Source organism: Brevundimonas sp. MEB006b (genome assembly GCF_030209705.1).
Classification (GTDB): domain Bacteria; phylum Pseudomonadota; class Alphaproteobacteria; order Caulobacterales; family Caulobacteraceae; genus Brevundimonas.
Map to the genome: position 1 here is coordinate 85,749 of NZ_JARVRL010000001.1, position 14,875 is coordinate 100,623.

Annotated in this window: 16 protein-coding genes and 1 tRNA gene; 7 read left to right on the forward strand and 10 right to left on the reverse strand. The window is 68.3% G+C overall.

Going from position 1 to position 14,875, the window contains the following annotated elements:
- Positions 1-26: 26 nt before the first annotated feature.
- Positions 27-2,891 (reverse strand): M16 family metallopeptidase, encoded by a 2,865-nt coding sequence (locus QRN13_RS00380; RefSeq protein WP_284876397.1) that lies wholly within the window; start codon positions 2,889-2,891, stop codon positions 27-29.
- Between the two features lie 247 nt (positions 2,892-3,138).
- Here QRN13_RS00380 and QRN13_RS00385 point away from each other — a divergent pair, with 247 nt between their 5' ends.
- Positions 3,139-4,860 (forward strand): ATP-binding protein, encoded by a 1,722-nt coding sequence (locus tag QRN13_RS00385; protein ID WP_284876398.1) that lies wholly within the window; start codon positions 3,139-3,141, stop codon positions 4,858-4,860.
- Here QRN13_RS00385 and QRN13_RS00390 read toward each other — a convergent pair.
- The gene (locus QRN13_RS00390; protein ID WP_284876399.1) at positions 4,857-5,726 is read right to left on the reverse strand and encodes an isoaspartyl peptidase/L-asparaginase family protein; all 870 of its coding nucleotides are present in this window, start codon (positions 5,724-5,726) and stop codon (positions 4,857-4,859) included. The two genes, QRN13_RS00385 and QRN13_RS00390, sit on opposite strands and share 4 nt — an antisense overlap.
- A 99-nt stretch (positions 5,727-5,825) precedes the next feature.
- Between QRN13_RS00390 and QRN13_RS00395 the strand changes: the two genes are divergently transcribed.
- Positions 5,826-6,827, forward strand: a complete 1,002-nt coding sequence (locus tag QRN13_RS00395) for an NADPH:quinone oxidoreductase family protein (RefSeq protein ID WP_205682180.1) — start codon at positions 5,826-5,828, stop codon at positions 6,825-6,827.
- A gap of 1 nt (position 6,828) precedes the next feature.
- Here QRN13_RS00395 and QRN13_RS00400 read toward each other — a convergent pair whose 3' ends face one another.
- A complete protein-coding gene (locus QRN13_RS00400) occupies positions 6,829-7,227 on the reverse strand; it encodes a YkvA family protein (RefSeq protein ID WP_055754271.1) in 399 nt (132 codons plus the stop codon).
- Between the two features lie 55 nt (positions 7,228-7,282).
- On the opposite strand from QRN13_RS00400, the gene QRN13_RS00405 reads away from it, so the two are divergent.
- Together QRN13_RS00405 and QRN13_RS00410 are read left to right on the forward strand one after the other, a co-directional pair.
- Complete coding sequence (locus QRN13_RS00405) at positions 7,283-8,065, forward strand: SDR family NAD(P)-dependent oxidoreductase (RefSeq protein WP_284876400.1); 783 nt, start codon at positions 7,283-7,285, stop codon at positions 8,063-8,065.
- 118 nt (positions 8,066-8,183) lie between these two features.
- A tRNA-Gly gene (locus QRN13_RS00410) sits at positions 8,184-8,258 on the forward strand.
- Between the two features lie 75 nt (positions 8,259-8,333).
- Here the strand turns inward: QRN13_RS00410 and QRN13_RS00415 are convergent.
- A complete protein-coding gene (locus QRN13_RS00415) occupies positions 8,334-8,798 on the reverse strand; it encodes a DUF3429 domain-containing protein (protein WP_284876401.1) in 465 nt (154 codons plus the stop codon).
- Between the two features lie 95 nt (positions 8,799-8,893).
- Between QRN13_RS00415 and QRN13_RS00420 the strand changes: the two genes are divergently transcribed.
- Genes QRN13_RS00420 through QRN13_RS00430 form a run of 3 tightly spaced genes read left to right on the forward strand, consistent with a single transcriptional unit; the run spans position 8,894 to position 11,625 of the window.
- Entirely contained in the window at positions 8,894-9,250 is a 357-nt protein-coding gene (locus tag QRN13_RS00420) for a thiol-disulfide oxidoreductase DCC family protein (RefSeq protein ID WP_055807269.1), read from the forward strand.
- A gap of 12 nt (positions 9,251-9,262) precedes the next feature.
- Positions 9,263-10,801 (forward strand): cryptochrome/photolyase family protein, encoded by a 1,539-nt coding sequence (locus tag QRN13_RS00425; protein WP_284876402.1) that lies wholly within the window; start codon positions 9,263-9,265, stop codon positions 10,799-10,801.
- Complete coding sequence (locus tag QRN13_RS00430) at positions 10,765-11,625, forward strand: M48 family metallopeptidase (RefSeq protein WP_284876403.1); 861 nt, start codon at positions 10,765-10,767, stop codon at positions 11,623-11,625. The genes QRN13_RS00425 and QRN13_RS00430 overlap by 37 nt, the downstream gene beginning before the upstream one ends.
- Here QRN13_RS00430 and QRN13_RS00435 read toward each other — a convergent pair whose 3' ends face one another.
- Genes QRN13_RS00435 through ccmA form a run of 6 tightly spaced genes read right to left on the reverse strand, consistent with a single transcriptional unit; the run spans position 11,626 to position 14,819 of the window.
- Entirely contained in the window at positions 11,626-11,889 is a 264-nt protein-coding gene (locus QRN13_RS00435) for a hypothetical protein (RefSeq protein ID WP_284876404.1), read from the reverse strand.
- Positions 11,890-11,934: 45 nt separating this feature from the next.
- Complete coding sequence (locus QRN13_RS00440; RefSeq protein ID WP_284876405.1) at positions 11,935-12,495, reverse strand: DsbE family thiol:disulfide interchange protein; 561 nt, start codon at positions 12,493-12,495, stop codon at positions 11,935-11,937.
- Positions 12,492-12,725 (reverse strand): heme exporter protein CcmD, encoded by a 234-nt coding sequence (ccmD, locus tag QRN13_RS00445; protein WP_284876406.1) that lies wholly within the window; start codon positions 12,723-12,725, stop codon positions 12,492-12,494. Before ccmD ends, QRN13_RS00440 begins: the two co-directional genes overlap by 4 nt.
- A gap of 4 nt (positions 12,726-12,729) precedes the next feature.
- Positions 12,730-13,449, reverse strand: a complete 720-nt coding sequence (locus tag QRN13_RS00450; RefSeq protein WP_284876407.1) for a heme ABC transporter permease — start codon at positions 13,447-13,449, stop codon at positions 12,730-12,732.
- A 39-nt stretch (positions 13,450-13,488) separates the two neighbouring features.
- The gene (gene ccmB / locus QRN13_RS00455) at positions 13,489-14,199 is read right to left on the reverse strand and encodes a heme exporter protein CcmB (RefSeq protein ID WP_284876408.1); all 711 of its coding nucleotides are present in this window, start codon (positions 14,197-14,199) and stop codon (positions 13,489-13,491) included.
- A complete protein-coding gene (ccmA, locus tag QRN13_RS00460; RefSeq protein WP_284876409.1) occupies positions 14,196-14,819 on the reverse strand; it encodes a heme ABC exporter ATP-binding protein CcmA in 624 nt (207 codons plus the stop codon). The genes ccmB and ccmA overlap by 4 nt, the downstream gene beginning before the upstream one ends.
- Positions 14,820-14,875 lie beyond the last annotated feature (56 nt).

A 14,875-nucleotide genomic window follows, 5' to 3' on the forward strand; every position in this document is an offset into this window, starting at 1 on the left:
GGCGACGGGCCGTCCAGCTTTCAGTTCTACTTCAACGAACCGCTGTTCAGGTTCAGGGCGCCGGCCTCGATGACTTCGAGGTTGGGGTGTTTGGCGCGCAGATCGTCCAGGAACTTCGAGCCGTCACCGACGATGACCAGGCTGGCGCGGTTGACCGGCAGGTGTTCGGCGAAGGCGGCCTCGACCTGTTCGGGCGTGACGGCGCGAACTCGGCCGGCGTAGTCGGCGAGGTCGCTCATCGGCAGATCATAGAGCGCCAGGTTGGCGACCAGGGCGCCCAGGCCGTCCACCGTCTCCAGCGAGCGGCCGAAGCCGCCGATCAGGGTGGCGCGGCGCGGGGCCAGATCGGCCTGGGTCGGGGTCTCGGTTCCCAGCTTGGCGATCTCGGCCAGGATCAGATCGGCGACCTCGTCGGCGGTCTCGTTCTTGGTCTGGGTCGAGGCCGTGAACAGGCCCGCATCCGCCCGTGCGCCCAGCGACGACGAGGCGCCGTAGGACAGACCGCGCTTGATGCGGATTTCCTGGTTCAGGCGCGACGAGAAGCCGCCGCCCAACAGGGTGTTGCCGACCGTCAGCGGGAAGAAGTCCGCATCGGTGCGCGACACACCGCGAACGGCGGCGACGACCGCGGCCTGACCGGCGCCGGGCTGGTTCACCACGACGATGCGCGGCGCCAGGGGCTGACCGGCCGGATTGGTCGCAGCGGCCGGGGCCGCGCCGGCCGGGCGCCAGTCGCCGAACGCCTGTTGCGCTAGGGCGCGGGCGGCGGCCGGCGTGATGTCGCCCGAGAAGACCAGGGTCGCGTCCGACGGCCGATAGCGGGCGGCGTGGAAGGCGGCGACGTCGGCCGCCGTGATGGCCGGAACCGTCTGCTGGGTGATCGTCGCGCCATAGGGGGCGTCGCCGTAGATGACGCGGCCGACCGTCATGCCGGCGATGGACGCCGGCTGGCTGAGGGCGACGCGCAGGCCGTCCAGGGTCTGGGCCTGCTGACGTTCAAGCTCTTCGCCGGCGAAGGTCGGGTTCTTCACCAGATCCGCCATCAGGGCGACGGTCGCCGGGAAGGCGTTCGACGGCGCGTTGGCGTAGACGTTCGAGAAATCGACCCCAGCCGATGCGCCCACGCTGGCGCCCAGCTGTTCGATCTGGGTGGCGATTTCCGGCGCCGTCCTGGTCTTGGTGCCCTGGGTCAAAAGGGCGGCGGTCATGGCGGCGACGCCGGCCTTGCCCGTCGGATCATCCGACGAACCGGCGTCGAAGCTGAGGCGGGCCGAGACCAGCGGCACGCTGTCGGTCGGGGCGACCAGGACGCGCAGGCCGTTGTCCAGGCGGAAGTCGGCGACGGTCGGCGTCACGGGTGCGACCTCGGCGCCCGGCTGGGGCAGGGGCTTGCGCTCCGCCTCGGGCAGCAGGACGGCGGGCGGGCCGGCGAGGGCCAGGTCGGCGACCTTCACGGGGGCGTCCACGTTCATCTTCTGGACCGAGGCGGGGTTCTGATCGTCGGCGGCCAGGAAGGTGATCGTCGACTGGCGCTGCGGCGTCAGATATTTGCGGGCGACGCGCTGAATGTCGGCGACGGTGACGGCCTGGATCTGGGCGACCTCTTCGTCGGCGGCGGCGGCCGAGCCGGTGTTGATCAGCGAGAAGCCCAGGGCGGTCGCGCGGTCGTCGACCGTTTCGCGGCTGCGCAGCGTATTAGCGACGATCTCGTTCTTGGCCTCGGCCAGTTCAGCGGCGCTGACAGGCGTGTCGCGTAGCTTGCCGATTTCTTCGTTCAGGGCGGCGATGCCTTCCTCGGCAGTGTGACCCTGGGCCATTATCGCCAGGGCGGACAGATTGCCGGCCTGCTGCGAGAAGTCTGGGGTCGAGCCGATCTGGGCCGCGATCTGCTTGTCATAGACAAGCGAGCGATACAGGCGGCTGGATTCGCCGGTGGACAGGATGCCGTCCAGAACGGTCAGGGCGGCGCGGTCGGCGTCAGCGTATTTCACCGTCGGCCAGGCGACGACGGCGGCCGGCAGCGGCACGTTCGGCGCATAGTAGGTGACGTTGCGCGGACCCGCTGGCTCGGGCTCGACGACATTGTTGGTCGGGATCGGCGTGGTCGGATTTTTCAGCGGGCCGAAATACTGATCCACCCAGCGGTCCAGTTGAGCCTGGTCGAAGTTGCCGGCCACGATAAGATAGGCGGCGTCGGGACGATAATAGGTGGCGTGGAAGCGGCGAACGTCTTCCAGCGACGAGGCCTCCAGCTCCTCGATCGAGCCGATGCCCGGACGGCGATAGGGGCTGTCCTTATAGATGGTCTCGGGCACGAACAGGCCGAACAGACGACCATAAGGATTGGCCAGAATCCGCTGACGGTATTCCTCCTTCACCACGTCGCGCTCGGCGACGAAGGTCGGCTCGTCCACGACCAGCGAACCCATGCGGTCGGCCTCGGCGAACAGCATCCGCTCCAGGTGGTTGGCGGGCACGGTCTCGAAATAGGCGGTGGTGTCGTCGGCGGTGAAGGCGTTGTTGGAGCCGCCCACGTCCTCGGTCAGCCGGTCGAAGGTCTCGGGCGGCAGGTTGGTGGTGGACTTGAACATCAGGTGTTCGAACAGGTGGGCGAAGCCCGAGCGGCCGGCCGGGTCATCCTTGGAGCCCACTTTGTACCAGACCTGGACCGTGACGTTCGAGGTGTCGGCGTCACGCGCCGAATAGACCTCCAGCCCGTTCGCCAGAACGCGCTTGGTGAAGCCCAGCGGCGGCACGCTCACGCCCTGCGGCGCCTGCCCGGTCGATTGAGCGGCGGCAGCGGCGGGCGCGGCGCCCTCTGCGAAGGCGGGGGCGGCGAGGCCGAGAAGGAGGGCCGAGGCGGCGGCTGTGGCGATCAGGCGGGATTTCATGAGAGGCTCCGAAGCCCGGAACGCCGGGCGCCGAGACCGTATCAGCGATTGGGCGTCTTGCACCTTACCGAGCTGTAATGAACCGGATAAGGCGCGGGTCGTTCATGGACAAACCCCCGACGGCGCTCTATTCGCCAAGAGGTCGCATCCCAGCGACCACCCAAGCCGAGGACGCGTGCCGAGACGAGCGAAAGCGACTTCTGTCTCCGACGAAAAGATCGCGGTCTGGGCCTTCGTCCTGCAAAATATGGTTACTCCGCCCGCCGTTCTCTACGGCAGTTGGGCTGCCGCCGGGCTGATCCTGGCGGCCCTCGGCCAGCCGTGGGTGGGGCTGGGGTTCGCCCTCGTCGGCATGGCGTTCGACGCCTGGGCGCAAGGGCGCGTCAGGCGCTACCAGAAGGCTGAGGCGCCCGTCGCGGGCTGGCCGCCGCTGCTGATGGCCATCGTGGCGATCCGCTTCGCCCTGGGGGTGTCCGGGCCGCTGATCGCCTGGCTGATGAATCCCCGCGCCGATGTGATGCTGGTGGTGGTGCTGATCCAGGTCTGGTCGATCGGTGTGGCCTTCGTTCAGTTCAGCGCGGCGCCTCGGCTGTTGGCGCTGGCGGCGGCGCCGATCTGCGCGACCGTGCTGGTCGTGATCTATCCCTCGCTGATGGGGCCGCACGGGCTGGCGGTGGCGGCGGCCTTCGTCATGCTGGCGACGATCCTGTTCATCATCTCGCGCGCGACCCACGCCCTGTGGTGCGATCTGTTCGCGGCGGACCAGCGCAATAAGGCGTTGCTGATGGACGTGCAGGCGGCGCATGAGGCGGCCGTGCTGGACCGCGACGCCGCCCGATGCGCGCGTCAGGAGGCGGACGAGGCCAATGCCGCCAAATCCCGCTTCCTGGCCAATATGAGCCATGAAATCCGCACCCCTCTGAACGGCGTCATCGGCATGGCGCAGATCATGGCGGGCGACGCGCTGGAGGATCGGCAGAAGGCGCGACTGGAGATTCTGGATCGGTCGGCCCACACGCTGCTGGACCTGATCAACCAGATTTTGGACCTGTCGCGGATCGAAGAGGGGCAACTGGAGATCGTGCCGCAGCCCATCGACGCCGACGCCCTGATCCACGAGGTGGCCGAGGCGGTCAGGCCGCTGGCGGAAAGCAAGGGACTGGCCTTCCATGTCGTGTCGACGGGCTTGGGATGGGTCAGCGCCGATCCGGTCCGGCTGCGTCAAATCCTGTTCAACCTGCTGTCCAACGCCATCAAGTTCACGGCGGAGGGGCAGGTGGCGTTGAATGTCGCGCGCACGGACGCCGGGGCGGTGTTCCGTGTGTCGGACACGGGGCGGGGCATACCGGCGGACCAGATCGGGCAGCTTTTCACGCGCTTCGCCCAGATCGAGGCGGCGGCCGTCGACCGGCGTGACGGGGCCGGGTTGGGCCTGTCGATCGTGGCGACCCTGGTGGAGCTGATGGGCGGCCGGATCGAGGTGGAGAGCGAGGCGGGCGAAGGGGCGATCTTCGTCGTCACGCTGCCGCTGACGCCGGCGCAACCTGTGAAGGCCGGCGAGGATGCGCCGGACGCCGAGCCAGAGCGGGCGCTGCGGGTGCTGGTCGCCGAGGACCATCCGGTCAATCAGCAGGTAATCCGGGGCCTTCTGGGCCAGGTCGGGATCGAGGTCGAGATCGTCGATGACGGTCTTCAGGCGGTCGAAGCGACGCAAACGCGCGACTGGGACCTGATCCTGATGGATGTGCAGATGCCGAACATGGACGGTCCGACGGCGACACGGACGATCCGGCAAGGCGAGGCCGACCAGGGGCTGGTCCGCACGCCGATCATCGCCCTGACGGCCAATGCGATGGTGGAGCAGGTCGAGGCCTATCTGGCGGCGGGCATGGACGCGGTGGTCAGCAAGCCCGTCGATCTGAAGGTTCTGCTGACCACCATTTCCGACGTGATGTCCGCAAAGACCTAGTCGCGGAAGACCTGGACGCCGATCTCGCCGGCGGGCGTCAGCCAGGCGTGCTTCATGCCCTGGCTGTTGAAGGGGGCGGCGATGTTTCCGGCGGCGTCCAGAGCGATCATGCCGCCGTCGCCGCCCATGGATCCGATTTCGTCGATCACGGCCTGGGTCGCTTGGGCCAAGGTCTGGCCGGCGGCGACGCGCCAGGCGACCTGGGCGGAGGCGGCGACGCGGATGAAATATTCCCCCTGGCCGGTGCAGGACGTTGCGGCGTGGGCGTCGGCCCAGGTTCCGGCGGCGGGGATCGGAGTGTCGCCGACGCGGCCCGGCATCTTGCCGAAGACGCCGGCGGTCGAGGTGGCGGCGGCGAGACGGCCCTGGCTGTCCAGCACGCAGGCGCCGACGGTGCCGTGGCTGAGGGTTCCGGGCGGATGGTTGTCCTCACCCTTGCCCGCCCCGGTGAACCAAGCGGCCTCGTCAGCGATGGGCTCCAGCCCTTGGTCGTGGGCGAACAAGGCCGCGCCCTCGCCGACCAGCATGACGTGGGGTGTGCGGTCCATCACGGCGCGGGCGGCGACGACGGGGTTGCGGAAGCCTTGGAGTGCGGCGACGGCGCCAGCGCGTTTGGTCGATCCGTCCATGATGCTGGCGTCCAGCTCATAGGCGCCGGCCAGATTGGGCGAGGCGCCCTTGCCCGCGACGTATAGACCGGAATCCTCCAGCATGACGACGGCGGCGGTGGCGACGTCCAAGGCGCTTTCGCCAGCGTCCAGACGAACCTTCATGGCTTCCACCACCTCGCGCATATGCAGGACCTCGGCGTCGTAGTTGCGTTCGCGCCGGGCGCCGGCGCCGCCGTGGAGGATGAGGGCGGTCATGTCGTCTTCCTGAGCCTTGTCTTTATCGCCTCTTTCAAACGGGCGTGGCGCTCTTTAGCGTCGCGATGAAGGCCGCGCCATGTCGGCCAAGGAGGAAAGATGCGCGCTGTTCTGTCCAAGACGCCTGGTGGCCCCGAAACCCTGGTCGTGGAGGACGTGCTCGACCCGACGCCCAAGACAGGCGAGGTGATCATCGAGGTCAAGGCGGTGGGGATCAACTATCCCGACACCCTGATCATCGAGGACAAATACCAGTTCCGGCCCGAGCGGCCCTTCTCGCCGGGCGCCGAAGTCGCCGGCGTGGTCGAGGCGGTGGGCGAGGGCGTCAAGGGCGTGCGCAAGGGCGACCGGGTCATCGCCGTGCCGGGCTGGGGCGGGCTGGTCGAGCGGCTGGCGGTGCGGGCCGAGACGGTCATCCCCATCCCCGACGCCATGAGCTTCGAAGAGGCGGCGGCCCTGATCATGACCTATGGCACCAGCTACTATGCGCTGAAGGACCGGGCGCAGCTGAAGGCGGGCGAAACCCTCTTGGTGCTGGGTGCGGCCGGGGGCGTCGGCGCCGCCGCCGTCGAACTGGGCAAGGCTATGGGGGCCAAGGTGGTCGCCGCCGCCTCGACCAACGACAAGGTCGAGTTCGCGCTCGAATTGGGCGCCGACAACGGCCTGATCTATCCGTCGGGACCGATGGACAAGGCGGCGCAGAAGGAACTGTCGGGCGAGTTCAAGCTGGCGACCGGCCGCGACGGGGCGGACGTGGTCTATGACGCGGTGGGCGGCGACTATGCCGATCCGGCGCTGCGGGCCATGGACTGGAACGGGCGTTATCTGGTGGTCGGCTTCCCGGCGGGCATTCCGTCCCTGCCGCTGAACCTGACGCTGCTGAAGTCGGTGTCGGTGATCGGCGTCTTCTGGGGCGCGGCGGTGATGCGCGATCCCAAGGCCCACGCCGCCAACATGGCCGAACTGATGCAGATGTACGCCGACGGCAAGATCAGGCCGCGGGTCTCAAAGACCTTCCCGCTGGAAAAGGCCGGCGAGGCGATCAAGGCCCTGGGCGACCGTCAGGCGCTGGGCAAGATCGTGGTGACAGTCGAGAGCTGAGCTATTTCGCCTTCAGCCGCTGGACCGCGTCCTCGGCCTGGTCGCGGTGGCGGCGTTTGATGTTGGCGCCGACTAGGGCCAGAAGGGCGGTGATGACGGCCGCGTCGTCGGTATAACCGATGCCCGCGAAGATGTCGGGAATGGCGTCCACCGGCATGACGAAATAGGCCAGGCCCGCGAAGATCATGCCCTTGGCCGCCATCGGCGTCTGCGGATCGCGCGCGGCGTACCAGGCGGCCAGGGCCTGGTCCGCAAAGGGAATGCGGGCGGCCGTGCGCTGGATCTTGGGCCAGAAGCCCTTGGCCACGCGGGCCTCGTTGATCTTCACCACCGACGGCACGAGCGCCTTTTTCGGGTCCAGGACATCCGACGGATCGGCGGGTTTGGCTTTGGCGGTCATGGCCGCTAAATCCTCAAACGAAACTCAGGTTCACGACAATATAGGAACGATCAGGATGAAACTCGACAACACCATCGCCGCAGTGGTCACCGGCGGCGCCTCGGGCCTGGGCGAAGGCACCGCGCGCGCCATCGCGGCGACGGGGGCCAAGGTCGCCCTGTTCGACCTGAACGCCGAACGCGGCGAGGAAATCGCGAAAGAGATCGGCGGCGTCTTCTGCCAGGTGGACGTGACCGACGACGCCTCGGTCGCCGCCGCCTTCGAAAAGGCCCGCGCCGCCCACGGCCAGGAACGTCTGACCGTCAACTGCGCCGGCATCGCCACAGGCCAGAAGACCGTATCGCGCAAGAAGGACACCGGCGAGATCAAGGCCCATGACATGGCCCAGTTCGAGCGCACCGTACGGGTCAACCTGTTCGGCACCTTCCGCGTTTTGTCGCAGTCGGCGGCGGGCATGGTGACGCTGGAGCCGATGGCGGATGGCGAGCGCGGCCTGATCGTCAACACCGCCTCGGTGGCGGCGCAGGACGGCCAGATCGGCCAGGCGGCCTATTCGGCGTCCAAGGGCGGCGTCTATGCGATGACCCTGCCGATCGCGCGCGATCTGGCCCAGGAAGGGGTGCGCTGCAACACCATCCTGCCCGGGATCATGTGGACGCCGATGATGGCCGGCATGGACCAGAAGATCCAGGACGCCCTGGCCGCCGCCATCCCGTTCCCCAGCCGCTTGGGCACGCCGGCCGACTATGCGTCGCTGGTGCTGGAGCTGGCGCGAAACATCTACATCAACGGCGAATGCATCCGTCTGGACGGCGCCATTCGTCTGGCGCCGCGCTGAGGCGCGGGGGGCGTGAGCGGGACTTGATCGCTTTTTGCAAATTCTCTCTTGCAGGACCGATCAACCCTCCGCTATACGCCCCCTCCTCGACGGGGAGCGCACCTAGCTCCTACGGAGTGCGGGCGTAGCTCAGTGGTAGAGCACAACCTTGCCAAGGTTGGGGTCGAGAGTTCGAATCTCTTCGCCCGCTCCAAGTCGAGACGAATAAAATCAGGGGCCTGTCGGTTGCGGCAGGCCCCGATTTTTTTGACCGCTGCCTGAGATGTTTTCAGATCAGTCCGGCGACGAGCGTCAGCGCGCCCAGGCCGATCGACAGCGGCGCGCGCAGCGCGAGCCAGCCCTCGGGCGTCAGACCGGCCGCCTTCAGCTTCAGATCGATTAGGACGCTGGCGGCGATGAAGACGCCCAGCATGACCAGCGACACGGCCGGATCGGAACCCGCCGCCCAGACGACGCTGGTCGCCAGCGCGAGAAGCGAGGGCGCCACAGAGGCGATCCAGACCCATTTGGGCGCCTTCAGGCCCGTCGCAGCCGCCAGTCCCCACCAGACGCCGCCTAGGAAGCTGAAGATTAGGGCGGCGTAGGCGTAGGCCAGGCCGAGGGCGACGGTCTGCTGGTCAGCATCGCCTGCAAGGAGGACGACGACCGCCGCCGCCTGGGGCAGCAGGCCGGCGAAACCCAGGATGCGGGCGAGCGGCGGCAAGCGATGTCGGCCGCTGGGTTCAATCGTCATCGGACACCTGTCGAGGCGGGTTGCGATCCAGACTGTAGAGGACGCCCGTATAGGATGGCGAGCCCGTTCGCCGTCGCCGAGAGCCTTCGCCCGTCATGACTCCCTTGCTCGTCTGGTATGATGGCGGCTGTCCCCTGTGTCGACGCGAGATCGCCCTGATGCGCCGGCTGGATCGACGCGGCGCGATCCGCTTCGTCGATGTGTCGGATGGTCAGACAAGCTGCCCGCTGGATCGCGAGACGCTGCTGGCGCGATTCCACGCGACGGAGAACGGAAGACTGCTGTCGGGCGCGGCGGCGTTCGCGGCGATGTGGCGGGCGATCCCGCTGTTGCGGCCGCTGGGCCTGGCCGCACGCATCCCCTCAGTCCTTGCGGCGTTGGAGCAGGCGTACCGGGTGTTCCTTCGCCTGCGTCCTCGACTTCAGTCTCTCGCTCGCAAATGGGCCCGGTGATGGGAATAACGCATGTCCGTGCTTAGGCTGGTGCTGGGCGATCAGCTGTCGGACGACCTGTCGGCGCTGAAGGATTTGAACCCGGACGTCGACACGGTTCTGATGGCCGAGGTTCGCGACGAGGCGACCTATGTCCGGCATCACAAGCAGAAGCTGGCCCTGGTCTTCGCCGCCATGCGCAATCACGCCGAGCGGCTGAAGGGGCGGGGCGTCAATGTGCGCTATGTGCGCATCGACGATGCGGACAACAGCGGCTCGATCACTGGCGAACTGGCCCGGGCGCTGGACGACGGCGCTTATGAAACGGTGGTGATGACCGAATGCGGCGAGTGGCGGCTGGCCGAGCATCTGGCCGCCTTTGCGGAAGGGGCGGGGCTGCCGGTCGAGATTCGCGAGGATCGCCGCTTCATCAGCAGCCACGACCGTTTTCGCCGCTGGGCCTCGGGCAAGTCGCAGCTGCGCATGGAGTTCTTCTATCGCGAGATGCGCCGCGCGACGGGCATACTGATGGACGGCGATCAGCCGGAGGGCGGGCGCTGGAACTATGACGCCGAGAACCGCAAGAAGCTGGCCAAGGGCGTGACGCCGCCCGATCGCCTGCGCATCCCGCCCAACGCCGTGGCGTGCGAGGCGATCGCGGATGTCGAGCGGTTGTTCGGCGACCATTTCGGCTCGCTGGACGGGTTCGGCTGGGCTACAACGGGGCAGGAGGCGGAAGCTTCGCTGAAGCACTTCCTGAAGGATGTCCTGCCGTCGTTCGGGGACTGGCAGGACGCGATGGCGGAGAATGAGCCATGGATGTGGCATGGGCTGATCTCGACGTCGATCAACCTGGGCCTGCTGGATCCTCTGGACGTCTGCAAGCGCGCCGAGGCGGTCTATCGGGCGGGAAAGGCGCCCCTGAACGCGGTCGAAGGCTTCATCCGGCAAATCCTGGGATGGCGCGAGTTCGTGCGCGGCATCTACTGGCTGAAGGCGCCGGAGTATCGGGCGCGCAACTTCCTGGACGCGGACCGCAAGCTGCCCTGGTTCTATTGGTCCGGCGAGACCGACATGGCCTGTGTCGCCGACGTGGTGAAGACCACGCGCGACAACGCCTACGCCCACCATATCCAGCGGCTGATGGTGACGGGCAATCTGGCCTTGCTGCTGGGCGTGCATCCCGATCAGGTCGACGACTGGTACATGTGTGTCTATGCCGACGCCTATGAATGGGTCGAGATGCCCAATACGCGCGGCATGGCCCTATTCGCCGATGGCGGCATCGTAGGGTCCAAGCCCTATGCGGCCTCGGGAGCCTATATCGACCGGATGAGCGACTACTGCGGGGCGTGTCGCTACGACGTGAAGAGCAAGAGCGGCGATGCCGCCTGCCCGTTCAACCGGCTGTACTGGGGCTTTCTGGAGCGCAATCGCGGCCGGCTGCGGGACAATGTGCGGCTGGCCATGCCCTATCGCACGCTGGAGAAGTTCGGGGAGGCCAAGCGCAAGGCCCTGGCGGCCGAGGCGGAGGCATGCCGAACCCTGCTGGGCGCCACGCCGATCGATTGACGGTGGAACCTCAGGCCCAGCGCGACCATTTGCCTTGCTGTTTCGTCCTGCTCGAAGAGGCCGCCGCCGTGATCCTGCCCCGCCGTTCCGCCCTTGTCCTGGCCGCCGCCGTCGCGGCCTCGGCCCTGTCCGCCTGCGCCTATAACGAAGCCCTGGGCCGTAATCAGCTGCTGCTGGTGGACAACGCCGCCCTGTCCCAGCAATCGACCGCGGCCTGGCGAGAAGCTATCGCCAAGCCAGGCGTGATGACGACCGGCGCGCAGGTCGACCGAATCCGGCGCGTCGGCGACCGTCTGGTCCAGGCGGCGGGTCTGGGCGGTCGGACCTGGGACTATGCGGTGTTCACGGAAGCCAGCCCCAACGCCTTCGTCCTGCCGTCCGGCCAGATTGGCGTGACGACCAGCCTGTTGGCCCTGGTCCAGAATGACGACCAGCTGGCCAGCGTGATCGGTCACGAAATCGGGCACGTCGTCGCCAACCATGCGGCCGAGCGCGCCTCGAACCAGACGGTGACCAGCGTCGGTCTGGCGGCTGTCGGCGGGGCGGCGGGTCGCTATGGCGATGCGGTCAACGCCTATGGCGGTCTGGCCGCCCAGTACGGCCTTCTGCTCCCCTATTCGCGGCGCGACGAGCTGGAGGCCGACCGTCTGGGCGTGGACTATATGGCCGGGGCCGGTTTCAAGCCGTCGCAGGCGGTGGCGCTATGGCGATTGATGGCGGCGCAGCGTCAGACCCAGACGCCGCAGTTCGCTTCGACCCACCCTTCGGATGCGACCCGGATCGAGGCGTTGCAGCAATATATCGCCAGCCGCGGCTGGAACTGATCAGACCCGGATGTCGAGGTAGGAGCCGGGGCGCATGATCCGCGGCTCCTCGCGCTGGGCCGGGGCGGGGGGCGCCTCCACCGGCCGGGCCGGGTTGGCGGTTCGGATCGTGGACATGACGGCGGCGGCCGGGACCGGCGGCTTGGGCGCCGCAGTCTGCTCCATTGCAGCGCGGAAGAAGGCCGCCTGAGCGCTGCGGCCGCTCGGCAGATCAAGGCCCTGGGCGGGTGTGTTCAGAGGCAGGCCGGGACGAATCGCGCTCATGCCGACATGGTTAACGGAAACCCTCGAAAAAGGGTTAACGCCGCCTCACCGCTTTGTCGGCGCGGGGCGGGGCGGGGCCTGCATGGAGGCGACCAGTCGGTCGATGTCGGCGTCGTTCAGCAAGGGGCCGGACTGTTTGGCGGTGATGCGCCCCATGGCGTCGACGGCGAAGGTCTCGGGCACGCCGGAGATGCCGAGGTCGAGACCCGCGCGACCCTCGCGGTCCACCAGCACCATGGCATAGGGGTCGCCCAGTTCGTCGAGGAAGGCGCGGGTGGCGACCGGCTCGTCCTTGTAGGCGATGCCGACTACGGCGACGCCGCGCGCCTTCAGCGCCAGCAGCTTGGGATGTTCGATCCGGCACGGCGCGCACCAGGAGGCGAACACATTGACCAGCATGGGCCGGCCGACGCCGGCGGTCTTCAGGTCCAGATTGCCCGGTCCCGCCTGGTCGCCCGACAGCAGGGGCAGGACCGTCTCGGGGATGGTCTGGCCGACCAGGGCGTCGGGCTTGAACGCCGGATCGCGCTTCAGCGACCACCCGACGAACAAGGCCGCCAGAGCCGCGAGGACCGCCAGCGGGATCAGGGCCAGCCAGCGGTTCACGGGCGAAGCCCTGTTTCTTTTGGCCCTATCGCGCTTCGCGCTGCTTGAGGGCGGTTGGTGTCCGCTGCTTCTGGGTGTGTGCCTTGGTCTGCCTCAAGCCGGGCCAGTTCGCGCTTCCATTTGCGGCAGGCGACGACGGCGCGGACGGTCAGGACGGTCAGCACCAGGGCGCTGACGCCCCAGGCGGGCCAGACGAAGGCGGCGTAAGGGGTCATGTCGAGATCGAGCATGGCTTCAGGCCTCCTGAGCCAGACGCGCGCGCAGGGTCATGACGCGGCGGCGGCGGATCTCGGTGCGAATGGCCGTCAGCCACAGGGCGAGGAAAAGAACCCCGTAGGCCGCCAGCATGGTCAGGAAGGGCGGCAGATAGACGGGGTCCAAGCCCGACGATCCGGGGTTCAGAAAGCTGGCGGGCTGGTGCAGGGTGTTCCACCAATCGACCGAGAATTTCACGATCGGCAGATTGATCAGGCCGACCAGACCCAGGACGGCGGCGGCGCGCCCAGCCTTTTGCTCGTCATCGATCGAGGCTCTCAGCGCCATATAGCCGAGGTAGAAGAGAAACAGCACCAGAACGCTGGTCAGGCGCGCGTCCCACACCCACCAGGTCCCCCACATCGGCTGGCCCCACAGCGAGCCGGTGAACAGGGCCAGGGCCGTGAAAGCCGCGCCCGGCAGGGCGGCGGCGCGGGCGGCGGCGTCGGCCAGGGCGTGACGGAAGACCAGCGCAAAGAAGCTGGACACGCCCAGCGCCGCATAGGCGCCCAGGCCCAGGGTGGCGGCGGGGACATGGACGAACATGATCCGCACCGTGTCGCCTTGCTGATAATCGGCCGGAACGGTGAAGCTGAGCCAGGCGCCGACGCTTAGCAGCACGGCGGCGAGCCCCCACAGAACGGGCGTCAACGGGCCGGTGAAGGCCATGAAGCGCTGCGGATTGGACAGGCCGAACATCGGTTCAGCGCTTACGCGGCGAAGGGGCGACGGGCAAGCTCACCCTTGCGCGTTGCGAACGGCGGCGGCTCCGGCGAAGGGCGCGACGACGGCGGCGAACAGGACGTAGGCGCAGAGCAAGGCCAGCGCCGGGCCGACCGGCTGGCCCGATCCAGCGCGCTCCAGGGCGCCAGCGCCGAAGACGACCGGGGGAATGAACAGCGGCAGGACGACGACGGCGATCAGCAGCCCGCCACGCTTGGCACCCAGCGCAAGGGCGGCGCCCAGCGCGCCTGTGAAGGCGAAACCGGCCCCGCCGATCAGGGCGGTCAGGGCGACCAGCGGCGTCAGCGACGCGGGCAGGCCAAGCGCCAGGGCGGCGACGGGGGCGGTCAGGGCAAGCGGCAGACCGACGGCGATCCACTGCGCCAGGGCCTTGATCAGGACGACCTGCTCCAGCGCCAGATGGCCGAGGGCGAGCAGATCCAGCGCCCCGTCCTCCATGTCGCGCTCGAACAGCCGCTCCAGCGACAGCAGGGACGCAAGGGCGAGCGCCAACCAGGCGACGCCGCCGGCGACAGGGCCGAGCGTGCGCGGATCGCCGCCGGCCGCCAGCGGCAGTACGGCGGTCAGACAGGCGAAGAAGCCGCAGGCCAGCAACGGGCCGCCGCCCCCGCCCCAGGCCAGATCCAGCTCGCGCTCCAGCAGCACGCGCGTCGCGCCGCGCAGACCGGGCGGACGCGGTTCCTGATCGGCGTCGCGGCGGCTCATTTCAGCGCCCCCAGATCGAGAGAGCGGGTCGGCAGCGGCAGGGGGTCGTGGACGGCGGCGACGATCAGGCCGTCGGCGTCCAGATGACGCTGCATCTGCTCGGCGAAGGCTTCGCGCCAGCGCGTGTCCAGCGGCGCCATGGGCTCGTCCAGCAGCCACAGGGCGCGCGGGGATCCGACCAACCGGCCCATGGCCAGGCGGCGGCGCTGACCGGCGGACAGACGCCGGACCTCCAAGTCCAGAAGTGGCTTCAGGCCGAAGGCCTCGACGGCATGGTCGACGCCGTACTGGGTGTGGCCCAACCAGTCGCACTGAAACCCCAGCTCTTCGCGCGCGCTGCGGCCGCCTTTCAGCCCGTCCAGATGGCCGAGAAAATGGGTTTCGCGTCCGCGCGCCTGCCGGTCATCCAACTTATTGCCGTCGGCGTCCTGGAAGGCGACCGTCCCGGCGTCTGGCCGCAACAGGCCGGCGATCGCGCGCAGCAGGCTGGTCTTGCCCGCCCCGTTTGCGCCCGTCAGGGCCAGCACCTCGCCGGCGCGCAAGGTCAGGTCGAGGCCGTGAAACAGCCGACGCTCGCCGCGCGAGACAGTCAGGGCGGAGAGGGTGAGGGTGTGGATCATCGCGTTTCACCCGCCGCGCCAAATCTGCGAACCCTTCTCAATGTCCACGTCAGGGG